Source organism: Citrobacter telavivensis (assembly GCA_009363175.1).
Taxonomy (GTDB): domain Bacteria; phylum Pseudomonadota; class Gammaproteobacteria; order Enterobacterales; family Enterobacteriaceae; genus Citrobacter_A; species Citrobacter_A telavivensis.
In genome coordinates this window covers 3,435,506-3,460,332 of sequence record CP045205.1, presented here as the reverse complement: position 1 = coordinate 3,460,332, position 24,827 = coordinate 3,435,506, and the positions used below count along the sequence as shown (strand labels likewise).

Genomic DNA, 24,827 nt, shown 5'->3' with positions numbered 1-24,827 from the left:
GCGTTAACGCAGTATGTGCGCAGTTTCACTATGCGGGAGATAACTGCAAAACGTGGCCTCCCGGCGGAACATCCTGCGCGTCATGGGTCACCTGAACGACCGGAATGTCCAGTCGACGCACTTCGTCAAAGACCCACTGACGAAAGTCTGCCCGTCTGTCAGTATCAAGACGGCTGAAGGGTTCGTCCAGCAGCAATGTTCTGGGCTGTGCCAGCAGGGCGCGAAGCAGCGCGACCCGCGCGCGCTGGCCGCCAGACAGCGTGGCGGGATCGCGAGAAGAGAAACCCGCCATGCCCGCGCGTTCAAGCGCGTGATGAACCGCATCGTGGCGCGCCGGGCCTTTCAGACCGGCGGGGAGCGCCAGCAGCAGGTTTTGCCCCACCGTAAAATGATCAAACAGCAGGGCATCCTGAAATAAAATGCCGGTCTGGCGTTGGGCCGTCGGGAGCACATCCAGACGTTGTTCATCCCGCCACAGTTCACCGCTGGCGTGCAGTGGCGGTGTCAGCGCACCCACCATCCAGGCCAGTAGTGAAGACTTGCCGCAGCCGGAGGGGCCCATTAATGTGACAATGTCACCTTTTGCAACGTCGAAGGTTAACGGGCCAAACAGCGGGGCCTGGTTAAGAAACAGAGTAAGATGGCGAACGGTGAGCATTAGCGCAATCCTTGCCGGCGGTGGCCGACCCATGATGAAAGCCCGGCCATCAGTGCGAACACTAACAGCGGTAACAGCAATTGCCAGAGCGCCTGCGCGGCCAGGATACCGGTGCTGCCACCGCTGCTGAGGGCGACCGCTTCCGTCGTCAGCGTCGGGAAACGGCCCGCGCCCAGCCACAGCGTCGGCATGTACTGCGCGATACTGACGGAGAAACCCACCGCCAGCGCCACCAGTGCAGGACGTAAAATCAGCGGGCATTTTACGGTGCAAAAGATTTTCATCGGCGACCAGCCCAGCGTGCGGGCAATCAGCAGCAGACGGGGATCGATGCGTTGCCAGGCCGGTTTCAGGACGAACAACATCCACGGTGCTACCCACAGCAGATGCCCCCAGACGATCGTTGCAAACTGGCCGTCCTGTTCAAGGTGCAGCGCCAGCGCATATTGCCCCATCACCAGCGGCAGCGCCGGAAGGAGGATCGGCAGCCAGACCCAACGATGTCCGCGCTGCGGCCCCCATTCCAGCCATAGCAGCAAAATGACCAACCCCAGCGCGCTGGCGGCCAGTCCTGCCATTACGCTGTGGGTTAATGCCTCGGGATTAAGCGCGGATTGCTGTGCGAGAAGGGTCAACAATACCGTGCACAGCACACCCGTTGCGGGTAGCGACAGCGACAGTGTTTTCCCTGTCAGAGGTGGAACACGGTGTTGACGCACGCCGCGGATGTCGGGAAGCGTGCGTCGCCAACCGCGCCAGAGCAGGTAGCCTGCGAGGATAAAGAGGGCGAGTAGCGCCAGTAAAAGCAGGCTCGCCAGCGCGCCTTTGATCTGCTGTTCACTGTCTCCCTGACTAAGCCACTGCCAGCAGAGGACCGCCAGCGTTGGCGGGTTGCCGGGACCCAGGATAATGGCAACATCTACCACCGAAATCGTCCACGCCACCACGGCCAGCATCACGATACCCAGCCCGGGGGCAATGGTGGGCAATAACAACCAGCAGAGCGCCTGTCGGCGGCTGTAGCCCAGTGAATCCAGGACGATGACTTGCTGAGCCAGTCGTTTCTCACTCAGTAAAATAGATAAAATCCACAGCACGAACGCGCTCTCTTTCACCGCCAGCGTCACGCCAAGCCCAATGCCGTAGCGATCGAGCGCGGGCGAGAAAAACGGCAGCGCGCGCCAGAGCAGTCCGCCTTCGGCAAAGAGCAGCAGCGCGGCGCTGGCAAACGCGACATGGGGAATGGCGAGCAGCCACGGCAGGCGGGTACTCAACCGCCGCCAGCGTATGCCTGGCCAGAGCGCCACCACAACCGTTAGCGCAATAAACAGCGCGCCAGCGGCGGCGATGAACACTGAAACCACGGTTGCCAGCAACGCCTGCGGCAGTTGGGGATCGGCAAAAAGCGCCTGCCAGTTCGCCAACGACAGCGCGGGGGCGATTAGCAGCACGCTGGCCGGCAGTACTGGCGCGTATATTGTCGCCATGCCCAGCCAGGCAAGAAGCATTAGCGCGAGCCGTAGCGGCGCAGCCATTCTTGCTCCAACGCGTTAACCCAGGCCGCATGAGGCTCGGGCAGGACGGCGGGCAGGCCATCCGGCATGCGTGCTTCCAGCGCCGCCTGCTGCGCGGCGGGCAGTTTTTTCGCATCCAGGACCGACGGATCGCCCCAGACTGTCGGGTCGGCCTTCCGCAACTGGGCGTCAGGCGAGAGCAGGAAGTTGGCGACCAGCTTCGCTCCGGCGCTGGCAAGGGCATTAGCCGGAATGGTGACAAAGTGAACGTTGCCAATCATTCCTTCGCTAAAGCCAAAGCTGTAGCTGCTTTTCGGCAATTCACCGCTGGCGACTTTTTGCTGAGCGTGCGCGGGGTTAAAGGTTAACGACAGGCGCAGCGTCCCGCTGTTGAGTAACGCGTCCATCCGCGCCGGAGATGGCGGGAAATCCTTGCCTTCGCGCCACAGCGCGGGATGCAGCGCGTCAAGGTAGCGCCACAGCGGCGCGGTCACCCGGGCGAAGGTGGTGGCATCCGGTGCGACGGTGAGCGCATGCGGAGAGTCTGTCAGCGAGATCAGTAACTGCTCCAGGAACGCCGTGCCGGTAAAGTCCGGTGGTCGAGGGTAGCTGACGGTACCGGGATGCGCCTGGGCAAATGCCAACAGCGCCTGCGGACTCTGCGGCGACTGCGGCGTCACGTTGCTGTCCGCGATAAACGTCAACTGCGCGCCGCCCCACGGAGATTCGGCCCCGTCAGTGGGAATAGAGAAATCTTCACGTACCGGTTTTTGCGTATCGACATAACGCCAGTTGGGCAGCGTTTCCGCCCACTGGGTCTGCAACAATCCCGCCTCTTTCAACGTGCGGAAGTTTTCACCGTTGACCCACAGCAGGTCGACAGAACCGCCGGTTTTCCGCCCGGCGGCGGCTTCCGTCTGGATACGCTTCACGGCATCAGCCGCATCGGCGAGGCGCACGATTTTAAGATTGACCGCATAGTGCGTTTTCATCTCGCCGCTGACCCAGTCAAGGTACTGGTTAATGGCGGTGTCACCGCCCCAGGCGTTGAACCAGACGGTCTGGCCTTTGGCTTCATCTTTGATCTGCTGCCAGTTCTGTTCGGCGTGGCTCTGAGCGGTCAGCAACAGGCCCGCAAGTAGTAATCCCCAACGCATCGTTACTCCTGAAAAAAACGTGTTGCCAGCCAACGGGAGGCCAGCGGTAATAACCCCAACAGGGCAAACGCGGCCAGCATCGCGGGAGAGATAATGTCGCGTATTGATGTTAACTGGCTTAACTGGCGTCCGGCGTTCAGATAAACCACGGTGGCAGGTAGCATCCCCAACTGGCTGACCCACCAGTAACGGCGCACACTGACGGCGGTGAGGCCTGCCAGCAGGTTGACGACAACAAACGGAAACAACGGCATCAGGCGGAGCGCAAAGAGATAAAAGGCGCCGTCTCGCGCCATCCCATTATTCACCGTTGCCATGTGCCGGGCAAAACGCCGCGACACCCAGTCACGCAGCAGATAACGACTGGTGAGCATGGCGAGCGTCGCGCCAAGCGTCGAAGCAAAAGAGACCAGCAACGTACCTTGCCAGAGGCCAAACAGCGCGCCGCCGAGCAGCGTCAGCAGCGCCGCGCCGGGAATCGACAGCGCCGCGATAGCGGTATAGAGCAGAAAATAGAGACTGGCGCAAAGAAAAGGGGACTGGCGCTGCCAGTCCGCCAGCAGTGAATGATGGTGCTTAAGCGTCTCCAGCGTGAGCAGGCCGGGGGGCAACGCCCAGAGCACCCCGGCGAGACAGAGGATCAGTGCGCCTGTTAACCCCATCTTTCTGGCGTTCACGACTGAACATCAAACCTTAAACGTTGCCCACACCGGTGCATGGTCAGACGGTTTTTCCATACTGCGAATGTCATAGTCAATACCGGTTTCCACACAGCGCTCCGCCAGCGGATTGCTTGCCAGCAACAGATCAATACGCAGACCGCGGTTATCATCGAATCCCTTCGAACGGTAATCAAACCACGAGAATTTGTCGGCAGATTCCGGGTGCGCATGGCGGAAGGTGTCAACCAGACCCCAGCCCAGCAGGCGGTCCATCCATTCGCGCTCTTCCGGCAGGAACGAACACTTGCCGGTGCGCAGCCAGCGCTTGCGGTTCTCTTCGCCAATGCCGATGTCCCGATCGGACGGGCTGATATTCATATCCCCCATGATCAGTACCGGATTGTCACGCTTCAGTTCGTTGTCGAGATAGTTTTGTAAGTTCTGATAAAACTGCGCTTTGGCCGGAAACTTAATCGGATGGTCACGGCTTTCGCCCTGCGGGAAATAGCCGTTGATCACCGTCAGGTTGCCCAGTGGAGAGGGGATCTCCGCCATGATGATGCGGCGCTGAGCCTCTTCGCCATCATCGGGAAAACCCCGTCGCACGGCGATGGGCGTCTCTTTGGTCAGCAGCGCCACGCCATAGTGACCTTTCTGACCGTGATAGAAAACGTTGTAGCCGAGTTTTGCGACATCCTCGAGCGGGAACATGTCGTCGTGAACTTTTGTCTCCTGCAGGCCAATAACATCGGGTTGGTGTTTTTCGACGATGGCTTCCAGTTGATGAGGTCTGGCGCGCAGGCCGTTGATATTAAAAGAGACAAATTTCATAGTCGCTGCCACTTTGCTGGATGAATAGTGCATGGATGGTAGCAGAATTTCCGCAAACTGACTGCTCATAATGGTGAGATTCCGGCAATGAGTGCGAATGGTGTTAACAATGGGGCAACCTTTGCCCTGTTTTAGGGCAGATTGCGTCAGAATGGCGCAGCAATTTCCTGTAAATTTCGCATAGGATCACATTTCCAGAATTATATTTGGTCTGTGCATAATATTGCGGTTTTTCCTCTATTTACTCCTCTTTCACGCAAACATATTCACTTTTTATGCACACGTAGTGAATATCGCTGGGTTATAACTCATTGATTTCCCGTCTAAGGTAGCCATTTATGCATTTTTTTCGCTGGCTGGCATGAAGACTGCAATCTACATTTACAGCGCAAACACCACTATTTATTAACATATAAATAACTTTTTATTTACCGATGAGGTCGCTATGTCTCAGTCAATTACGCGTGAAAATTTTGATGAATGGATGATGCCCGTTTATGCACCGGCGCCTTTTATTCCGGTTCGTGGCGAAGGTTCACGCTTGTGGGATCAGCAGGGTAAAGAGTATATCGACTTCGCGGGGGGCATTGCGGTGAATGCGCTGGGGCACGCGCATCCAGAATTGCGTGACGCACTGAATAACCAGGCGAGTAAATTCTGGCACACCGGCAATGGCTATACCAACGAGCCGGCGCTGCGACTGGCGAAAAAGTTAATCGACGCCACCTTTGCCGATCGTATCTTCTTCTGCAACTCCGGTGCTGAGGCCAACGAGGCGGCGCTGAAGCTGGCGCGCAAATATGCCCACGACCACTACGGCAGCAATAAAAGCGGCATCGTGGCATTTAAGAATGCCTTTCACGGTCGTACGCTGTTCACCGTCAGCGCCGGGGGACAACCTGCCTATTCGCAGGATTTTGCGCCGCTGCCGCCGGAGATCCGTCACGCCGTCTACAACGATATTAACTCTGCCAGCACGCTGATCGACGATACCACCTGCGCGGTCATCGTCGAACCCATGCAGGGTGAAGGCGGCGTGCTGCCGGCAACTCAGGCCTTCCTGCAAGGGCTGCGCGAGCTGTGCGATCGACATAATGCGCTGCTGATTTTTGATGAAGTGCAGACCGGCGTGGGCCGTACCGGTGAGCTGTACGCCTACATGCACTACGGCGTTACGCCAGATCTCCTGACCACCGCCAAGGCGCTGGGCGGCGGCTTCCCGATCGGGGCACTGCTGGCCAGTGAAAAATGCGCCAGCGTGATGACCGTCGGAACACACGGCACCACCTATGGCGGTAACCCACTGGCAACCGCCGTCGCCGGAAAATTGCTCGATATCGTCAATACGCCCGCGATGCTGAACGGTGTGAAACAGCGCCATGACTGGTTCGTGGAGCGTCTGAACGCCATCAATCTGCACACCGGGCTGTTCAGTGAAATTCGCGGGCTGGGGCTGCTGATTGGCTGTGTACTGAACGATCAGTTTGCCGGCAAAGCCAAACAGATTTCTCAGGAAGCCGCGAAAGCGGGCGTGATGGTGCTGATTGCCGGGGGCAACGTGGTGCGCTTCGCTCCGGCGCTGAACGTCACACAAGAAGAGGTGGCTACCGGACTTGACCGTTTTGCGCTTGCCTGCGAACAGATTACAGCCGGAGGTTCATCATGATGGTGATCCGTCCTGTCGAGCACGCTGATATCAGCGCGCTGATGCAGATGGCCAGTAAAACCGGCGGTGGACTGACCTCGCTGCCGGCCAATGAAGCCACGCTGGCGGCGCGTATCGACCGTTCCCTGAAAACCTGGCGGGGCGAATTGCCGAAAAGTGAACAGGGTTATGTCTTTGTGCTGGAGGATCTGAACACCGGCACCGTAGCGGGGATTTGCGCGATCGAAGTTGCCGTGGGGCTTAACGATCCCTGGTACAACTATCGCGTAGGGACACAGGTGCATGCCTCAAAAGAGCTGAACGTCTATAACGCGCTGCCGACGCTGTTTCTCAGTAACGATCATACGGGCAGTAGCGAGCTGTGCACGTTATTCCTCGACCCCGACTGGCGCAAAGAGGGCAACGGCTACCTGTTGTCTAAATCGCGCTTCATGTTTATGGCGGCGTTTCGCGACCATTTTAATGAAAAGGTGGTCGCGGAAATGCGCGGCGTGATTGACGAGCACGGCTATTCCCCGTTCTGGCAAAGCCTGGGGAAACGCTTTTTCTCGATGGAGTTTTCCCGAGCCGATTTTCTCTGCGGTACCGGACAGAAAGCGTTTATTGCTGAACTGATGCCGAAGCATCCGATTTACACCCACTTTCTCTCCGACGAGGCGCAGGCGGTGATTGGCGAAGTTCATCCGCAAACCGCCCCGGCGCGAGCCGTACTGGAGAAAGAAGGATTCCGCTATCGCCATTACATCGACATTTTCGATGGCGGTCCAACACTGGAGTGTGACATTGACCGGGTGCGGGCGATCCGCAAAAGTCGGCTGATAGAGGTTGGCGAAGGACAGCCCGCGACCGGTGATTTCCCGGCCTGTCTGGTGGCGAATGAGAACTATCGTCACTTCCGCGTCATGCTGGTACGCGCCGATCCGAATACACAACGTCTGGTGCTGACCGCCGCGCAACTGGATGCCCTGAAATGTCATGCAGGAGATCGGGTTCGTTTTGTCCGTCTCTGCGCTGAGGAGAAAACGCTATGACTTTATGGATTAACGGCGACTGGGTGACCGGTCAGGGTGAACATCGGGTGAAGAAAGATCCGGTACAGGGTGATGTGCTCTGGGAAGGTCACGATGCCGATGCCGCGCAGGTGAAGCTGGCGGCGCGTGCCGCGCGCGCGGCTTTCCCGGCCTGGGCCCGACGCCCCTTCAGCGAACGCCAGGCGATTGTCGAAAAATTTGCCGGATTGCTGGAGAGCAATAAAACCGAACTGACCGCCATTATTGCCCGCGAAACCGGCAAGCCGCGCTGGGAAGCGGTGACGGAAGTGACGGCGATGATTAACAAAATCGCCATTTCCGTTAATGCGTACCACGCCCGTACTGGCGAGCAACAGAGTGCGTTGCCCGACGGCGCGGCAACGCTTCGCCACCGTCCGCATGGCGTGCTGGCGGTGTTTGGTCCGTATAACTTTCCGGGACACCTGCCGAACGGGCACATTGTGCCCGCGCTGCTGGCGGGCAACACCTTACTCTTTAAGCCCAGCGAACTGACGCCGTGGACCGCAGACGCGGTGATCCGACTCTGGGAACAGGCCGGTTTACCGCATGGGGTGCTGAATCTGCTGCAGGGTGGGCGGGAAACGGGACAGGCGCTGAGCGCGCTGGACGCCCTCGACGGGCTGCTGTTTACCGGCAGCGCGAACACGGGCTATCAGCTGCATCGCCAGCTTGCAGGACAGCCGGAAAAAATCCTTGCTCTCGAAATGGGCGGTAACAATCCGTTGATTATCGAGGATCCGGCGGATATCGATGCGGCGGTGCACCTGACTATTCAGTCCGCGTTTGTCACCGCCGGTCAGCGCTGTACCTGCGCACGTCGGCTGTTGGTGAAGAAAGGTGCGCAGGGCGATGCGTTTCTCGCGCGACTGGTGGACGTCAGCCAGCGCATCCAGCCAGGCCGCTGGGACGATGAGCCGCAACCGTTTATTGGCGGGCTTATCTCCGAACAGGCGGCGCGTCATGTGTTTGGGGCCTGGCAACAACTTGAGTCGCTCGGCGGGCGGACGCTGCTGGCACCGCGCCTGCTGCAGGCAGGCACCTCGCTGTTATCGCCGGGTATTATTGAACTGACGGGCGTGGCGAATCTTCCCGATGAGGAGGTCTTTGGTCCGCTGCTCGGCGTCTGGCGCTATGAACGCTTCGACGAGGCGATCGCGATGGCCAACAACACTCGCTTTGGGCTGTCCTGTGGGCTGGTCTCGCCTGACCGCGCGCAGTTCGACCAGCTACTGCTGGAAGCGCGTGCGGGGATCGTTAACTGGAATAAGCCGTTAACCGGTGCCGCCAGCACCGCGCCGTTCGGTGGCGTAGGGGCTTCCGGAAACCATCGCGCCAGCGCCTGGTATGCCGCCGATTATTGTGCCTGGCCGATGGCGAGTCTGGAATCTCCGGCGTTGACGCTGCCTGCAGCGCTGAGTCCGGGCCTCGACTTCTCGCGTGAGGAGTCCGTATGAAAGCACGCGAGGTCAACTTCGATGGACTGGTGGGGCTGACGCACCATTATGCCGGGCTGTCGTTCGGCAACGAGGCGTCCACCCGTCATCGCTTTCAGGTTTCGAACCCGCGTCTGGCGGCGAAGCAGGGGCTGCTTAAAATGAAGGCGCTGGCGGATGCGGGATACCCACAGGCGGTGATCCCGCCGCATGAACGGCCGTTTATTCCTGCATTGCGCCAGTTGGGGTTTAGCGGCAGCGATGAGCAGGTGATTGAGAAAGTGGCGCGTCAGGCACCACACTGGCTCTCCAGCGTCAGCTCCGCATCGCCGATGTGGGTGGCAAACGCGGCGACGGTGGCACCGTCGGCAGATACGCTGGATGGCAAAGTGCATCTGACGGTCGCAAACCTCAATAACAAGTTCCACCGTTCTCTCGAAGCGCCCACCACAGAAACGCTGCTGCGGGCGATCTTCCGTGATGAACGCTATTTCGCAGTGCATTCCGCGCTGCCGCAGGTGGCGATGCTCGGCGATGAAGGGGCGGCTAACCATAATCGCCTCGGCGGAGAATATGGCGAGCCGGGGACGCAGCTCTTTGTCTACGGGCGCGAAGAGGGGGGCAATACGCGGCCTTCTCGCTATCCGGCGCGTCAGACCCGTGAGGCCTGCGAAGCGGTGGCCCGCCTGAATCAGGTGAATCCCCAGCAGTGTATTTTTGCCCAGCAGCACCCGGAGGTCATCGACCTCGGCGTGTTTCACAACGATGTAATTGCGGTCTCGAACCGGGAGGTGCTGTTCTGCCATGAGCAGTCCTTCGCGAAACAGCACGACGTCATGAATCAACTGCGCGCCCGGGTGCCAGGTTTTATCCCCATTGTGGTGCCAACGGCTGACGTGTCGGTGCCGGATGCGGTCGCGACGTATCTGTTTAACAGCCAGTTGTTGAGCCGGGATGACGGTTCGATGATGCTGGTTCTGCCACAGGAGTGTCGCGAACACGCGGGCGTGTGGCGCTATCTGACGAACCTGCTGGAAGCGGATAATCCAATCCGCGACATGCGGGTATTTGACCTGCGTGAAAGTATGTCAAACGGCGGCGGGCCAGCCTGTCTGCGCTTGCGGGTGGTGCTAACCGCAGAAGAACGCCAGGCGGTCAATCCGGCCGTGATGATGAATGACGTGCTGTTTAATGCGCTCAACGACTGGGTGGATCGCTACTATCGCGACCGCCTGACCGCCGCGGATCTCGCCGACCCGCAACTGTTGCGTGAAGGGCGCGAAGCGCTGGATACGCTGACACAACTGTTGCAGCTTGGTTCTGTCTATCCGTTCCAGCAATCGGGAGGCGGACATGGATGATTTCCTCACCGCCACGCTGGCGGGTTCGATGCCGGATGTCCGGGAGGGGCAAAGGGCGGGCTTTCGCTGGTGCTGGGTTGACGCCGGTATCCTCGAACTTACGCCGCTCACCGCGACCGATCGCGCACTGGTGATCTCCGCCGGTATTCACGGCAACGAAACCGCGCCAGTCGAGATACTTAATGCCCTGCTGCTGGCGCTGTCGGCGGGGGAAATTACGCTGCACTGGCGACTGCTGGTGATCCTCGGCAATCCGCAGGCGCTGGCAGACGGCCAGCGCTACTGCCACAGCGATATGAACCGGATGTTTGGCGGGCGCTGGCAACTGTTTGCCGAAAGCGTCGAGACACAGCGCGCACGTCAACTTGAGCAGTGTCTGGAAGATTTCTTTACGACGGGCGCGGAGTCGATTCGCTGGCATCTGGATCTGCACACCGCCATTCGTGGCTCTCACCATTTGCGCTTTGGCGTGTTGCCCCAACGCCCCATCCCCTGGGATGAGGCGTTTCTTGGCTGGCTGGGTGCCGCAGGACTGGAAGCGCTGGTGTTCCATCAAACGCCGGGGGGCACCTTTACCCATTTCAGCGCTGAACACTTCGGCGCGCTCGCCTGCACGCTGGAGTTGGGCAAAGCGTTGCCGTTCGGTCACAACGATCTTCGCCAGTTTGCCCCGACGTCTGCCGCGCTGACCTGTTTACTGACGGGACAAATTGACCAGGCCGACGGCACCCCGCCGGTCCGCTATCAGGTCGCGTCACAGATAACCCGGCGCAGCGACGCGTTTGTGCTGCACATGGACAGCCAGACGCTCAACTTCACACCGTTTACCGCAGGGACACTACTGGCGGAAGATGGCGCCGAGCGTTTTGTCGTCACACATGACGTGGAGTACGTTCTATTCCCCAATCCCGGCGTGGCGCTGGGATTACGTGCAGGTCTGATGCTGGAGAAAATGAACTAACGTATTTCCCGCAGGCGAGGGCCTGTGGGCTTTATTTTTTTGTGCGTCGGAGAATTAATCCGGATTATTCCTGGTGAACAGCTTTATTTATCATCAGCAATCAGATATGGTTCTTCATATTCCCTGAAAAATCATGATGTTGTCATTTTTCCTTTCAACTTTTCACCTTAATTTCTTTTTTTCTCCACAATTGGCGAAAAAATGTTTTTTACACTTTCATTGTTTTACCGATGCTCTGACTAATTGACGATTAAGTCGTTAAAGTTAATCTCGTCAACACGGCACTGTACTTCTTCGGAGGTGACAAGAAAGCCGTAAAATAACTGAAAGGAAGGATAAAGATTATGCGTAAATTAACTGCACTGTTTGTTGCCTCTGGGCTGGCGCTGGGCGCTGCGAACCTGGCTCATGCAGCGGATACTACCGCCGCCCCGGCAGACGCCAAACCGATGATGCAGCATAAAGGCAAATTTGGTCCACATCATGACATGATGTTTAAAGACCTGAATCTGACCGATGCTCAGAAGCAGCAGATCCGCGACATCATGAAGGACAAACGTGACCAGATGAAGCGTCCACCAGTTGAAGAACGTCGCGCAATGCACGACATCATCGCCAGCGACACCTTCGATAAAGCGAAGGCCGAAGCGCAGATTGCGAAAATGGAAGAACAGCGCAAAGCCAACATGCTGGCGCACATGGAAACGCAGAATAAGATCTACAACATTCTGACCCCGGAACAGAAAAAGCAGTTTAATGCCAATTTTGAGAAGCGTCTGACAGAACGTCCGGCGCGTGACGGTAAAATGTCTGTACCTGCTGAGTAATCACTTAGCAGACCTATTCGAAGACCGCCGGTCTTGTCCATCCCCTCCACTGAGGCGATGGGCAGGATCGGCGGTTTTTTCTTTTTCAGACCCTAAGGAAAATCATCGTGGCTGCCGATAACGACGTTGTGCCTTATTATGCTGCATGATGTTTATCAGGAGCGATGATGGAATACTTTGATATCCGCAAGATGCCGGTCAATCTCTGGCGCAACGGTGCCGGTGAAACGCGTGAAATTTGCTGTTTTCCTCCGGCGACCCGCGACTTTCACTGGCGAGCCAGCATTGCTTCTATCGCCGGTAATGGTGAGTTTTCGCTCTTTCCCGGTATTGAGCGGGTGATCACTCTACTGGAAGGCAGTGAAGTGACGCTGGAAAGCCAAGGGGCGTTCAGCCACACACTCAAACAACATCAGCCGTTTACCTTTGCCGGCGAGCGCGTGGTGAAAGCGAAACTCACGGAAGGGCAGATGTCGATGGATTTTAATATCATGACCCGGCGTGACGCCTGCCAGGCGAAAGTTCGGGTGGCCGATCGCACCTTCACGACGTTTGGCTCGCGCGGCGGTGTGGTGTTTGTCATTAGCGGTGCCTGGCAACTGGGCGATAAATTATTGACTGCCGATCAGGGCGCCTGCTGGCATGATGGAAAACATACGCTCCGGCTGCTGAAAGCGGAGGGAAAACTGTTGTTTAGTGAGATAACCTGGCTGCAGGGGCACTCCCCGGACGCCGTTCAATGACCGCGATGCATGGCTGACGTCTGTGCACAGGCCAGAGGGGGATACCCTCTGGCGGGTTCATCCTTACTGTTTCCAGAAGTCATCAAACACGGTAATCGGCGGACGGCGCTTATGCTCCGTCTTCAAATACCAGCCTTCAATGATTTTCGCGATGGCGGCATCCACCGCTTTTCCTTCCAGATAGTCATCGATGTTTTCATAAGTCACGCCCAGCGCGGCTTCATCCGGCAGAGAAGGGCGATCGTCTTCGAGATCGGCGGTGGGCGCTTTCTTATAAAGATGCTCCGGACAACCTAATGCCGCCAGCAGCTGTTTCCCCTGGCGCTTGTTGAGGCGAAATAGCGGGTTAATATCCGTACCACCGTCGCCGTACTTGGTGAAGAAACCGGTGATGGCCTCTGCTGCATGATCGGTGCCGACCACCACGCCGCTGGTCATGCCCGCGATACTGTACTGCGCCTTCATGCGCTCACGGGCTTTTTCATTGCCACGGACAAAATCGCTCAGTTCAATACCCGCTTCCCGAAGAGCTTGTTCGCTCGCCAGCACCGCACCTTTGATATTAACGGTCAACACGCGGTCCGGCTGGATAAAGTCAATGGCGTCCTGACAATCCTGCTCATCAACCTGAATGCCATAGGGCAGACGAACGGCGATAAATTGCAGCGCGTCGTTACCGGTCTCAGCACGCAGCTCGCTGATGGCGGTCTGGCACAGTTTTCCTGCCAGCGTCGAGTCTTGCCCTCCGCTGATGCCCAGCACAAGGCTTTTCAGGAAGGGATAGCGTTGCAGATACGCTTTCAGAAAATCCACGCTGCGGCGAATTTCCTCTTCTGGATTAATGTGCGGTTTTGCGCCAAGCGCTTTGATGATCTCTTGTTGCAGAGTCATTTACCCCCTCCCAATATAAAAGAATAAAATCAGACCGTGTTTAAGCTAACCCTTTGCTGTGTAAACGACAAGAGAACACAGGCTGAGTGGCGCTTAAAACGACATCCTGCCGCCTGAACGGAATCTGGCGAAATATTCGCGTGCTAAGCGTTAGCTTGAAAAATAACAGATTCTATTCCAGGCTTATATAACATGCTGATTAAAAAGAGGACGAAAAATGAACAGGACTATTGCAGGAATTTTCAGTGCAGCAGCGGTATTAACAATGCTTGCAGGGTGTACGGCGTACGATCGTACCAAAGACCAATTTGTCCAGCCTGTGGTCAAAGATGTGAAAAAAGGCATGAGTCGCGCGCAGGTTGCACAGATTGCCGGGAAACCGTCGTCTGAAGTGAGCATGATCCATGCTCGCGGTACCTGTCAGACCTACATCCTGGGTCAACGTGATGGTAAAGCTGAAACCTATTTCGTGGCGCTGGATGATACCGGTCATGTTGTCAACTCAGGCTACCAGAGCTGCGCTGAGTACGACACCGACCCGCAGGCGGCGAAGTAGTCATAACTGTCTACTGCCTGAACAACTCAACAAACCGGCCACTGCGCCGGTTTTTTTGTAACGAAGATGATCTTATTTATTGATGCGAATTATTTACCCGAAGTGTGAGGGGGGTCATAACGCCAGGTCAATGAGAGACAATTTAGTTGGTCAAGGAAATACCATCAGCGGGTGTGATGCCGTATACTCATTTCAGACACAGAAATAAGTTTTTCGGTTACGCAGGTTGTCCAGAGCATGGATGCAGGTTGAGACTTGCGGCGTGTCTGGTTGACAGATAATCGCACATGAGGAAGGTCTAAATGGAAAAGAAACACATTTATCTGTTTTGCTCTGCGGGTATGTCTACCTCTTTGTTAGTGTCAAAGATGCGCGCGCAGGCGGAAAAGTATGAAGTCCCGGTTATTATTGATGCATTCCCGGAAACGCTTGCCGGTGAAAAAGGACCCAACGCCGACGTGGTATTATTAGGTCCACAAATTGCTTATATGTTGCCCGAAATTCAGCGTTTGTTACCGAACAAACCTGTAGAAGTGATTGACTCGCTGCTGTATGGCAAAGTCGATGGTTTAGGCGTGCTTAAGGCTGCTGTTGCAGCAATTAAAAAAGCCGCTGCAAATTAATATTTTAAATTTTCCCGTCAAAGAGTTATTTCATTTACATATGCCGCAATAATTAATTGCGGTCTTTAAGGGTATTTTTCTATGAGTAACGTCATTGCTTCACTTGAAAAGGTACTCCTTCCTTTTGCTGTCAAAATAGGAAAGCAGCCACACGTTAATGCAATCAAAAACGGCTTTATTCGCTTAATGCCATTAACCCTCGCGGGGGCCATGTTTGTATTAATTAATAACGTTTTCCTGAGCTTTGGGGAGGGGTCGTTTTTTTATTCCCTCGGCGTTCGGCTGGATGCTTCAACCATTGAAAACCTCAATAGTCTGAAAGGCATCGGCGGAAACGTTTATAACGGTACGCTGGGCATTATGTCACTGATGGCGCCATTCTTTATCGGTATGGCGCTGGCGGAAGAACGCAAAGTCGACGCCCTGGCGGCCGGTCTGCTATCGGTTGCGGCCTTTATGACCGTAACGCCTTATAGCGTGGGCGAAGCCTATGCGGTAGGGGCGAACTGGCTGGGCGGCGCGAATATCATTTCCGGTATTATTATCGGTCTGGTCGTCGCGGAAATGTTTACCTTTATTGTTCATCGCAACTGGGTCATCAAATTACCTGATAGCGTACCGGCATCCGTCTCCCGTTCATTCTCTGCATTGATTCCGGGCTTTATTATCCTCTCGGTGATGGGGATCATTGCCTGGGCGCTGACGACCTGGGGAACCAACTTCCACCAGATCATTATGGACACCATCTCTACACCGCTGGCATCGCTGGGCAGTGTGGTTGGCTGGGCGTACGTGCTCTTTGTTCCGCTGCTGTGGTTCTTCGGTATCCACGGTTCACTGGCGCTGACGGCGCTCGACAGCGGCATCATGACGCCGTGGGCGTTGGAAAACATCTCTATCTATCAGCAGTACGGTTCAGTGGATGCCGCGCTGGCTGCCGGTAAGACGTTCCACGTCTGGGCCAAGCCGATGCTCGACTCCTATATTTTCCTCGGCGGCAGCGGCGCAACGCTGGGTCTGATCATCGCGATTTTCATCGCCTCTCGCCGTGCGGATTATCGCCAGGTGGCGAAGCTGGCGTTACCTTCTGGTCTTTTCCAGATTAACGAACCGATTCTGTTTGGTCTGCCGATCATCATGAACCCGGTGATGTTCATCCCGTTCATTCTGGTACAACCGATTCTGGCCGCGATTACGCTGATAGCTTACTACCTGGGTATCATCCCGCCGATTACTAACATCGCGCCGTGGACCATGCCAACCGGGCTGGGGGCCTTCTTTAACACCAACGGCAGCGTTGCTGCTCTGCTGGTCGCCTTGTTCAACTTAGGGATAGCAACGCTGATTTACCTGCCGTTCGTAGTGGTTGCGAACAAAGCGCAGAACGCTATCGACAAGGAAGAGAGCGAAGAAGATATCGCTAATGCACTGAAATTTTAAGTTTAACCCGGCATGTGGCGACGCATGCCGGGTCGTCAAAGAGGAATGATTTATGATGGATCTCGATAATATTACCGATACGCAGGCCGAAGCCGAAGAGCTCGAAGAAGTGGTGATGGGGCTTATCATCAACTCCGGGCAGGCGCGCAGCCTGGCCTACGCGGCGTTAAAGCAGGCGAAGCAGGGCGACTTCGACGCGGCGAAAACGATGATGGAGCAGTCGCGCATGGCGCTGAATGAAGCGCATCTGGTGCAGACGAAACTGATTGAAGGCGATCAGGGCGAAGGTAAAATGAAAGTCAGTCTGGTTCTGGTTCACGCGCAGGATCACCTGATGACGTCAATGCTGGCACGCGAACTGGTGGCAGAGTTGATTGAGCTTCACGAGAAGCTGAAATAGTAAGGAGTTGACGATGCAACTACAGGCTACCGCACCGGAAATCACCATTGCCCGTGAACAGCAGTTGTTTAACGGTAAAAATTTCCATGTCTTTATCTACAACAAGACAGAGAGCGCCTGCGGTCTGCATCAGCACGATTACTATGAATTTACGCTGGTGCTCACGGGGCGCTATTACCAGGAGATCAACGGTAAACGCGTGCTGCTGGAACGGGGTGATTTTGTGTTTGTCCCGCTCGGTTCGCACCATCAGAGCTTCTACGAGTTCGGCGCGACGCGTATTCTCAACGTTGGCATCAGTAAACGTTTTTTTGAACAGCACTACAGCCCGCTCATGCCGTTCTGTTTTGTGGCATCGCAGGTCTATCGCACCAACAGCGCATTTTTAACCTATGTCGAGACGGTTATCGCGTCGCTCAACTTTCGTGATACCGGACTGGAAGAGTTTGTCGAAGTGGTCACCTTTTACATTATCAACCGTCTGCGTCATTATCGTGAAGAACAGGTTCTTGATGATATTCCACAGTGGCTGAAAGCCACCGTGGAAACCATGCACAATAAAGCGCAGTTTGGTGAAAATGCTCTGGAAAATATGGTTTCCCTGTCCGCAAAATCTCAGGAATACCTGACGCGAGCGACCCAGCGTTATTACAGCAAAACGCCGATGCAATTGATTAATGAAATTCGCATCAACTTTGCCAAGAAACAGCTGGAGATGACGAACTACTCCGTAACGGATATTGCCTATGAAGCGGGATACAGTAGTCCAAGCCTGTTTATTAAAACGTTTAAAAAAATGACGTCATTTACGCCTAATAGCTACAGAAAAAAACTCACGCAATATAATCAGTAATTATTTTACTCAATAACCAGATTTACGCTTGCCCATTATTGACGCGGGACGCTTGCGTCATACCTGACAGAGGGCAGAGCATCATTCACGCCAGTGTTAAGCACTGAAGGGAGATACGATGAGCCAGAAATTAAAAGTCGTCACCATTGGTGGCGGGAGCAGTTACACCCCGGAATTGCTGGAAGGATTTATTAAGCGCTACCACGAATTGCCAGTTTCCGAATTGTGGCTGGTTGACGTCGAAGGCGGCGAAGAAAAACTGGATATTATTTACCAACTTTGCCAGCGCATGATTGAAAAAGCTGGCGTACCGATGAAGGTGTTTAAGACTCTGGATCGCCGCGAAGCGCTGAAAGATGCCGATTTCGTAACCACGCAACTGCGTGTAGGACAATTGAAAGCGCGTGAACTGGATGAGCGTATTCCGCTGAGCCACGGTTATCTGGGTCAGGAGACCAACGGTGCTGGTGGCCTGTTTAAAGGACTGCGCACCATCCCGGTGATTTTTGACATCATTAAAGATGTGGAAGCGCTGTGTCCGAATGCATGGGTGATTAACTTTACTAACCCGGCTGGCATGGTGACTGAGGCGGTCTATCGCCATACGAGCTTCAAACGCTTTATTGGTGTGTGCAACATTCCGGTAGGGATGAAGATGTTCATCCACGATGTGTTGGCGCTGAAAGAGAGTGACGACCTGTCTATCGACCTGTTCGGCCTCAACCATATGGTGTTCATCAAAGATGTGATCGTTAATGGCCAGTCACGCTTTGCCGAACTGTTGGATGGCGTAGCCTCGGGCCAGCTTAAAGCATCTACGGTGAAAAACATTTTTGATCTGCCGTTCAGCGAAGGGCTGATTCGCTCCCTGAATCTGCTGCCATGCTCGTATCTGCTGTACTACTTCAAGCAAAAAGAGATGCTGGCGATTGAGATGGGGGAATACTACAAGGGCGGTGCGCGGGCACAGGTCGTGCAGCAGGTCGAGAAGCAGCTGTTCGATCTGTATAAGAACCCGGAACTGAACGTTAAGCCGAAGGAACTGGAACAGCGTGGTGGTGCGTACTACTCTGACGCAGCCTGTGAAGTTATTAATGCGATTTTCAATGACAAGCAGACCGAGCATTACGTCAACATTCCGCATCACGGTCACGTTGATAATATTCCGGCTGACTGGGCGGTTGAGATGACCTGCACGCTGGGCCGCGACGGGGCGACGCCGACGCCACGCATCACCCATTTTGACGAGAAAGTGTTGGGATTGATCTATACCATCAAAGGCTTTGAAGTGGCTGCCAGCAACGCGGCGCTGAGCGGTGAGTTTAACGACGTGCTGCTGGCGCTGAACCTGAGTCCGCTGGTGCATTCGGATCACGACGCAGAAGGTCTGGCGCGTGAACTGATACTGGCACACGAAAAGTGGTTGCCAAACTTTGCCGGGTGCATTGCGAAGCTGAAAGGCGCACAACACTAAAGAGGTTGGCTATGGAACGCTTATTGATTGTAAACGCGGACGATTTTGGCCTGAGCAAAGGGCAAAACTACGGCATCGTGGAGGCCTGTCGCCACGGTGTAGTGACCTCTACTACGGCGCTGGTGAACGGTGATGCCATTGAGCATGCAGTCACGTTAAGTCGCGATCTGCCAACGCTGGCGGTGGGTATGCACTTTGTTCTGACGCTGGGAAAACCCCTGACCGAGATGCCGGGATTAACCCGTGAAGGACGTCTGGGAAAATGGATCTGGCAGATGGCAGAGGAAGATACGTTGCCACTGGACGAAATCGCCCGTGAGCTTGCCTGTCAGTATCAGCGTTTCATTGACCTGTTCGGGCGGGAGCCTACGCATCTGGATAGCCATCACCATGTGCATATGTTCCCGCAGATCTTCCCCCTCGTTGCGCGTTTTGCCGCAGAGCGCAATATTGCGCTACGCATCGATCGCCAGCCGGTGTTTCAGGCAGGGGATCTTCCGGCGACGCTGCGCAGTTCACAGGGATTCAGCAGCGAGTTTTATGGGGAAGAAATTACTGAAGCGCTGTTTCTGCATGTTCTCGACGAATCCGCAAGGCTTGGAGAATCCTCACTGGAAGTGATGTGTCACCCGGCGTTTATCGACGATACCATCCGTCAGAGCGCCTATTGTTACCCCCGTTTGACTGAGCTGGACGTACTGACCTCGGCATCGCTCAAGTATGCGATTGCGGAACGCGGCTACCGTCTGGGCAGTTTTCTTGATGTCTGACTCCTGAGTTTGCGGCGCGTGGTGCGCCGCTTTTTTTTGCCTGCTGTAGCGTCCTTGTCTTCATTATCCCTCTCTCGCCCTGTTAATTTCGTCAACGCCTGCGCAAACGCACGCCCGGAGCAGGACGTGCGGGGGTAAAATCGGCTAAGATAGTTCTTTTCTGATTTTTGAATTTGTCTTAGTGAAGCAATTAATGATGAAACCTCTTCGCCAACAAAATCGCCCGGTTATTAGCTATGTTCCGCATGTCGAACCTGCACCGCCCGAACATGCGATAAAAATGGACGCGTTTCGTGACGTGTGGATCTTGCGCGGAAAGTATGTCGCGTTTGTCTTAATGGGGGAGTCGTTCCAGAGATCGCCGACGTTTAGCGAGGCGGAATCGGCCCAGCGCTGGGCAAATCAGGTTCGTCAGGAAAACGAAATAGCAGATTAATTCCGGTATAAAAAAACCGCCCCGAAGGGCGGTTTTCTGTTTTTTGGGGTATTTAGTGATGCGCCAGTTCGGCGTCGTCTTCACTATCCAGAATGGTTTTATCGGTTTGCTTCAGCCACTGGCTGGTCAGCGTACCGGCGGTCATCGAACCGCTGACGTTCAGTGCGGTACGACCCATGTCGATCAGCGGCTCAACGGAGATGAGCAGCGCGACCAGCGTGACAGGCAGGCCCATCGCCGGCAGTACAATCAGCGCAGCGAAAGTGGCACCGCCACCGACACCGGCTACCCCGGCGGAGCTGACGGTAACAATACCGACCAGCGTCGCAATCCAGAGCGGATCCAGCGGGTTAATGCCAACCGTCGGCGCCACCATAACGGCCAGCATGGCCGGATACAAACCGGCACAGCCGTTCTGGCCGATCGTCGCACCGAAGGAGGCGGCGAAGCTGGCGATAGATTCCGGCACGCCCAGACGGCGGGTTTGCGCTTCCACGTTCAGCGGGATAGAGGCCGCGCTGGAGCGACTGGTGAAGGCGAAGGTCAGAACCGGCCACACTTTGCGGAAGTACTTGAGCGGGCTCACGCCGTTTACGCCAAGCAGCACGCCGTGGACGACGAACATAATGCCCAGACCGAGGTAAGAGGCGATAACAAAACTGCCCAGCTTAATGATGTCCTGCAGGTTGGAACCGGCCACCACTTTGGTCATCAGCGCCAGGACGCCGTATGGCGTTAACTGCATGACCAGGCGAACCAGTTTCATCACCCAGCTTTGCAGCGTGTCGATAGCGGTCAGCACGCGTTCGCCTTTTGGCGCGTCATCTTTGAGCAATTTCAGTGCCGCGACACCGAGGAAGGCGGCAAAAATCACCACGCTGATGATAGAGGTTGGGTTTGCGCCGGTCAGATCGGCAAACGGGTTTTTCGGTACAAACGAAAGCACCAGCTGTGGAACGCTGAGATCGGCCACTTTACCGACATAGTTGGTTTCAATGGCATTCAGACGTGCCGTCTCTGCGCCACCTTGTACCAGGCCCTCGGCGGTCAGACCAAACAGGTTGGTCACCAGCACCCCGACCAGCGCGGCAATCAGCGTGGTGAACAGCAGAGTACCGATGGTCAGGAAGCTGATTTTTCCCAACTGAGAGGCATTATGCAGACGGGCGACCGCGCTCAGAATCGAGGCGAAGACCAGCGGCATAACGATCATTTGCAGCAGTTGAACGTAGCCGTTACCGACGATGTTGAACCACTGGACGGAATCTTTCAGCACCTGGCTGTCAGAACCATAAATGGTGTGCAGCGCAAGGCCAAAGACCACGCCCATGACCAGACCAACCAGTACTTTCTTTGCCAGACTCCACTGTTTATGACGGGCTTGCGCCAGCACAAACAGCAGAATGACGAACACCACGATGTTCGCGATTAATGGAAAATTCATCCCCGTTCTCCTGATTTTATTATTCGTCCCGCTGTGTCACAGCGATCCTGTTGTCGCAAGGTTAGCAGAACTGTGACCTGGCTCTTATATTCAAATGGAATTGTTTATGCCAAAAACGCGATTTCCGCTGTTTTACTGGTCGATTTGATGTTTTATAAAGCGATTGAACTGCCATTGCAGCGTGTTAATCATATCGGATGACCAGCGAACTGCACTGTTCTGGGGCAAGGTTTGTGGCATCCATACCGCCCAGGCAAACAGTGCCATGCAGAGAAATCGCTCCAGCTGATTACCCTTCTGCGGGACCAGAATCGGCAGGCGAAAGCGCCAGCGACAGGGCCAGAGCAGGGGGACGCCCGCTGGCGTCAGCATGTCTGCAGCAATATGACTCAGATAGCCCACCACCATGCCCTGTAAGGCGTCGGCGGGGATGACCCAACTCTCCGGTACTTTCAGGTAGAAGGTGGCCAGTAGCGCAAAGACGGCCAGCAGACTGTGGGTAAATCCGCGATGACCAAACGCCCGGGCGATCGGTTTCGAAACCCATTTCAGGCGCTGACCGAGGAATGACTTTGGGTGATCGATGTCCGGTAACAGACAGGTCATAATCGCGGAGGGAACAATATGCCACCAGTCACCCTGTGCGAGCACGGGCGTCAGCTCCGCGTTTTTAGCGAACACCGCGCAGGCAATTGAAAAGAGGAGGTGACCTTCCGCCGTCATGATAAAACCTGATAAACTGTGAATTCGTACAGTATAGGATTTTTATACAGTGGGCGGAAGTGGTGACGTTGTAACTCTTTGTCAATAATGCGCGTTTATCGCGCTAACCAACCGCCATCGACGGCAAGCGTATAGCCGTTGATGTAATCCGACGCGGGTGATGCGAGGAAAACGACCGGGCCTTGCAGATCCTCTGGCGTTCCCCAACGACCCGCCGGGATACGATCGACAATCTCTTGATTGCGCCCGGCATCTTCCCGCAGTTGTTGGGTATTGTTGGTCGCCATGTAGCCGGGGGCGATGGCGTTGACGTTAATCTGATGCTGCGCCCATTCGTTGGCTAACAGTCGGGTAATGCCCAGCACGCCGCTCTTTGAGGCCGTATAGGACGGGACGCGAATCCCGCCCTGAAACGATAGCATTGAGGCGATATTAATGATTTTGCCGCCCTGGCCCTGAGCGATGAACTGGCGTGCCACGGCCTGGGAGAGAAAGAAGAGCGACTTGAGATTCAGGTTCATCACCTCGTCCCAGTCCTTTTCGCTGAAATTGAGCGCGTCTTCGCGACGAATGGTTCCGGCGTTGTTCACCAGAATGTCGATGTGACCGAATTTCTCAACCGCCTGGGCGACAACGCCCGCGATGACCTCCTGCTGGCTCAGATCGGCCTGAATGGTGAAAAAGCGGCGTCCCAGCGCTTCTACTTTGGCGGCGGTGTCATGAGGAATTTTGCGGTTCACGCTGACGATGTCACAACCGGCTTGCGCCAGTGCAACCGCCATCCCTTGTCCAAGTCCGGTATCACAACCGGTGACGATGGCGACTTTACCTGTGAGACGAAATGCATCCAGAATCATAGTAACCTCGGCTATCCGTTTTTATCTGTTATGTGCCCTGAAAGAAGGATAGGAGAGGAACGGAAGGAATACAATTAAAAATGAAACGTTGTTTTAAATTTATTAACTGTCTGACGAGGCGGGCAATGTCGCCATTGCCCGCTCCCGGTTAGCCGCGTAAATCGGCGAGGGTCAGTTCCGTGAGTGAATTGAGCCTGACGTCGGCGAGGATATAGCGCGGATCGTGTCGCACCTCTTTATCCGGCACGACGATAGAGCGCATCCGTGCTGCCTTAGACGCCACCATGCCGTTGACGGAATCTTCCAGCGCGACACAGCATAACGGGTCGACGCCCAGTTTTGCCGCACAGTCGATATAAACCTGAGGATGGGGTTTGCTGTAGGGCAGTTTTTCCGCAGAGGCGAGGGCATCGAAGCTCTCCCGCAGGTCAAACATCGCCAGGACTTTTTCCAGCATATGTAGAGGGGACGCTGACGCCAGTCCCACCTTCAAACCTTGTGCTTTACACAACGCGATAGCCTCTTTGACGCCAGGCAGTAGCGGACGCGTCTCTTCAACCAGGGCGATAGCGCGGGTAATGACGCGATCGGTGACCTCCTGGCGGCTCGGCCCGTTCCACGGTTGCTGGGCAAACCAGAGATCAACAACCATATCGATGCGCAGCCCCAGCGTATCCGGGAGTTCATGACGACGAGTGATATCGACGCCGACGCTGGACAGTACGTCCAGTTCAGCCCGATCCCACAGCGGCTCGGAATCAATCAGTAATCCATCCATATCGAATATTGCCGCAAGAATTTGACGCGGGGTTGACATTACAACCTCTCCTGTTGAGCATTAAATGTAGGGTAATCAGCGTTAGCCGCTATCATAACGTTTTTAAAGATCGGGCGAAAAGGGTTATCAGCAGGTAGACTTAAGCCAAAACGACGCGTCTTCATCAAGGGGAACTCATGACGTATCAACAAGCTGGACGCATAGCAGTGTTAAAAAGGATCGTAGGATGGGTGATATTTATCCCGACACTCCTCTCCACGCTGATTTCAGCCCTGAAATTTATGTATGCGCACAGCGAAAAGCAGGAAGGGATTAACGCGGTGATGCTCGATTTTACCCATGTCATGATTGATATGATGCGAGTGAATACCCCGTTTCTGAACCTCTTCTGGTACAACTCGCCGACGCCGGATTTTCACAATAGCCTGAACATTTTGTTCTGGCTGATTTTTGCGCTGATTTTTATCGGGCTGGCGATGCAGGATTCCGGCGCGCGCATGAGTCGCCAGGCGCGGTTTTTACGTGAAGGCGTCGAAGACCAGTTGATTCTGGAGAAAGCCAAGGGCAGCGAAGGACTGTCTCGCGAACAGATTGAGTCGCGCATTGTGGTGCCGCATCATACGATTTTTCTGCAGTTTTTCCCGCTCTATATCCTGCCGGTGATTATCATCGTTCTCGGATATGTATTCTTTTCGCTGCTGGGATTTGTCTGAACAA

At 55.3% G+C, this 24,827-nt stretch carries 26 protein-coding genes; 16 read left to right on the top strand and 10 right to left on the bottom strand.

Going from position 1 to position 24,827, the window contains the following annotated elements:
* Window positions 1-28: 28 nt before the first annotated feature.
* The 5 genes from GBC03_18820 to xthA are packed head-to-tail and all read right to left on the bottom strand — an operon-like array spanning window position 29 to window position 4,822.
* Window positions 29-658 (bottom strand): ATP-binding cassette domain-containing protein, encoded by a 630-nt coding sequence (locus tag GBC03_18820; protein QFS72115.1) that lies wholly within the window; start codon window positions 656-658, stop codon window positions 29-31.
* A complete protein-coding gene (locus GBC03_18815) occupies window positions 658-2,193 on the bottom strand; it encodes an ABC transporter permease subunit (protein QFS72114.1) in 1,536 nt (511 codons plus the stop codon). Before GBC03_18815 ends, GBC03_18820 begins: the two co-directional genes overlap by 1 nt.
* Window positions 2,166-3,329, bottom strand: coding sequence for an ABC transporter substrate-binding protein (locus GBC03_18810; GenBank protein ID QFS72113.1), 1,164 nt, complete (start codon window positions 3,327-3,329; stop codon window positions 2,166-2,168). The genes GBC03_18815 and GBC03_18810 overlap by 28 nt, the downstream gene beginning before the upstream one ends.
* 2 nt (window positions 3,330-3,331) lie before the next feature.
* Window positions 3,332-3,991, bottom strand: a complete 660-nt coding sequence (locus tag GBC03_18805; GenBank protein ID QFS72112.1) for a TVP38/TMEM64 family protein — start codon at window positions 3,989-3,991, stop codon at window positions 3,332-3,334.
* A 24-nt stretch (window positions 3,992-4,015) separates the two neighbouring features.
* Entirely contained in the window at window positions 4,016-4,822 is an 807-nt protein-coding gene (gene xthA, locus GBC03_18800) for an exodeoxyribonuclease III (GenBank protein QFS74060.1), read from the bottom strand.
* A 445-nt stretch (window positions 4,823-5,267) separates the two neighbouring features.
* Between xthA and astC the strand changes: the two genes are divergently transcribed.
* The 7 genes from astC (at window position 5,268) to ves (ending at window position 12,865) form a co-directional block, all read left to right on the top strand.
* Complete coding sequence (gene astC, locus GBC03_18795; protein ID QFS72111.1) at window positions 5,268-6,488, top strand: acetylornithine/succinylornithine family transaminase; 1,221 nt, start codon at window positions 5,268-5,270, stop codon at window positions 6,486-6,488.
* Window positions 6,485-7,519, top strand: a complete 1,035-nt coding sequence (gene astA, locus GBC03_18790; protein ID QFS72110.1) for an arginine N-succinyltransferase — start codon at window positions 6,485-6,487, stop codon at window positions 7,517-7,519. Before astC ends, astA begins: the two co-directional genes overlap by 4 nt.
* Window positions 7,516-8,994, top strand: a complete 1,479-nt coding sequence (gene astD, locus GBC03_18785) for a succinylglutamate-semialdehyde dehydrogenase (GenBank protein ID QFS72109.1) — start codon at window positions 7,516-7,518, stop codon at window positions 8,992-8,994. Before astA ends, astD begins: the two co-directional genes overlap by 4 nt.
* A complete protein-coding gene (gene astB / locus GBC03_18780; protein ID QFS72108.1) occupies window positions 8,991-10,334 on the top strand; it encodes an N-succinylarginine dihydrolase in 1,344 nt (447 codons plus the stop codon). The genes astD and astB overlap by 4 nt, the downstream gene beginning before the upstream one ends.
* The gene (gene astE / locus GBC03_18775) at window positions 10,327-11,295 is read left to right on the top strand and encodes a succinylglutamate desuccinylase (GenBank protein QFS72107.1); all 969 of its coding nucleotides are present in this window, start codon (window positions 10,327-10,329) and stop codon (window positions 11,293-11,295) included. The genes astB and astE overlap by 8 nt, the downstream gene beginning before the upstream one ends.
* 344 nt (window positions 11,296-11,639) lie before the next feature.
* On the top strand, window positions 11,640-12,122 hold the full coding sequence (locus tag GBC03_18770; protein QFS72106.1) for an ATP-independent periplasmic protein-refolding chaperone: 483 nt from the start codon (window positions 11,640-11,642) through the stop codon (window positions 12,120-12,122).
* Window positions 12,123-12,289: 167 nt separating this feature from the next.
* Entirely contained in the window at window positions 12,290-12,865 is a 576-nt protein-coding gene (gene ves / locus GBC03_18765; GenBank protein ID QFS74059.1) for an environmental stress-induced protein Ves, read from the top strand.
* Window positions 12,866-12,928: 63 nt separating this feature from the next.
* Here the strand turns inward: ves and nadE are convergent, their stop codons facing one another.
* On the bottom strand, window positions 12,929-13,756 hold the full coding sequence (nadE, locus tag GBC03_18760) for an ammonia-dependent NAD(+) synthetase (GenBank protein ID QFS72105.1): 828 nt from the start codon (window positions 13,754-13,756) through the stop codon (window positions 12,929-12,931).
* 217 nt (window positions 13,757-13,973) lie between these two features.
* On the opposite strand from nadE, the gene osmE reads away from it, so the two are divergent.
* The 8 genes from osmE to cedA all read left to right on the top strand — a co-directional run bounded on the left by osmE (window position 13,974) and on the right by cedA (window position 20,308).
* A complete protein-coding gene (osmE, locus tag GBC03_18755) occupies window positions 13,974-14,312 on the top strand; it encodes an osmotically-inducible lipoprotein OsmE (protein QFS72104.1) in 339 nt (112 codons plus the stop codon).
* A 302-nt stretch (window positions 14,313-14,614) separates the two neighbouring features.
* A complete protein-coding gene (gene chbB, locus GBC03_18750) occupies window positions 14,615-14,935 on the top strand; it encodes a PTS N,N'-diacetylchitobiose transporter subunit IIB (protein ID QFS72103.1) in 321 nt (106 codons plus the stop codon).
* A gap of 81 nt (window positions 14,936-15,016) precedes the next feature.
* Window positions 15,017-16,375 carry a PTS N,N'-diacetylchitobiose transporter subunit IIC gene (chbC, locus tag GBC03_18745; GenBank protein ID QFS72102.1) on the top strand — a complete coding sequence of 453 codons (1,359 nt, stop codon included), beginning with the start codon at window positions 15,017-15,019 and terminating at the stop codon, window positions 16,373-16,375.
* Between the two features lie 52 nt (window positions 16,376-16,427).
* The gene (gene chbA, locus GBC03_18740; GenBank protein ID QFS72101.1) at window positions 16,428-16,775 is read left to right on the top strand and encodes a PTS N,N'-diacetylchitobiose transporter subunit IIA; all 348 of its coding nucleotides are present in this window, start codon (window positions 16,428-16,430) and stop codon (window positions 16,773-16,775) included.
* Window positions 16,776-16,788: 13 nt separating this feature from the next.
* Window positions 16,789-17,628 (top strand): transcriptional regulator ChbR, encoded by an 840-nt coding sequence (gene chbR, locus GBC03_18735; GenBank protein QFS72100.1) that lies wholly within the window; start codon window positions 16,789-16,791, stop codon window positions 17,626-17,628.
* A 118-nt stretch (window positions 17,629-17,746) separates the two neighbouring features.
* A complete protein-coding gene (locus GBC03_18730; protein QFS72099.1) occupies window positions 17,747-19,102 on the top strand; it encodes a 6-phospho-beta-glucosidase in 1,356 nt (451 codons plus the stop codon).
* 11 nt (window positions 19,103-19,113) lie between these two features.
* On the top strand, window positions 19,114-19,872 hold the full coding sequence (gene chbG / locus GBC03_18725) for a chitin disaccharide deacetylase (protein ID QFS72098.1): 759 nt from the start codon (window positions 19,114-19,116) through the stop codon (window positions 19,870-19,872).
* Window positions 19,873-20,053: 181 nt separating this feature from the next.
* On the top strand, window positions 20,054-20,308 hold the full coding sequence (gene cedA / locus GBC03_18720; GenBank protein ID QFS72097.1) for a cell division activator CedA: 255 nt from the start codon (window positions 20,054-20,056) through the stop codon (window positions 20,306-20,308).
* 52 nt (window positions 20,309-20,360) lie between these two features.
* On the opposite strand, the gene GBC03_18715 is transcribed toward cedA, so the two are convergent.
* The 4 genes from GBC03_18715 to hxpB form a co-directional block, all read right to left on the bottom strand.
* Complete coding sequence (locus GBC03_18715; GenBank protein ID QFS72096.1) at window positions 20,361-21,752, bottom strand: cation:dicarboxylase symporter family transporter; 1,392 nt, start codon at window positions 21,750-21,752, stop codon at window positions 20,361-20,363.
* 132 nt (window positions 21,753-21,884) lie between these two features.
* Complete coding sequence (locus GBC03_18710) at window positions 21,885-22,475, bottom strand: metal-dependent hydrolase (protein ID QFS72095.1); 591 nt, start codon at window positions 22,473-22,475, stop codon at window positions 21,885-21,887.
* A 95-nt stretch (window positions 22,476-22,570) separates the two neighbouring features.
* Window positions 22,571-23,332 (bottom strand): 2-dehydro-3-deoxy-D-gluconate 5-dehydrogenase KduD, encoded by a 762-nt coding sequence (gene kduD / locus GBC03_18705; protein QFS72094.1) that lies wholly within the window; start codon window positions 23,330-23,332, stop codon window positions 22,571-22,573.
* A 148-nt stretch (window positions 23,333-23,480) separates the two neighbouring features.
* Window positions 23,481-24,149: a hexitol phosphatase HxpB gene (hxpB, locus tag GBC03_18700; GenBank protein QFS72093.1), complete on the bottom strand. Its 669-nt coding sequence runs from the start codon at window positions 24,147-24,149 to the stop codon at window positions 23,481-23,483.
* 137 nt (window positions 24,150-24,286) lie between these two features.
* On the opposite strand from hxpB, the gene GBC03_18695 reads away from it, so the two are divergent.
* A complete protein-coding gene (locus GBC03_18695) occupies window positions 24,287-24,823 on the top strand; it encodes a hypothetical protein (protein QFS72092.1) in 537 nt (178 codons plus the stop codon).
* Window positions 24,824-24,827 lie beyond the last annotated feature (4 nt).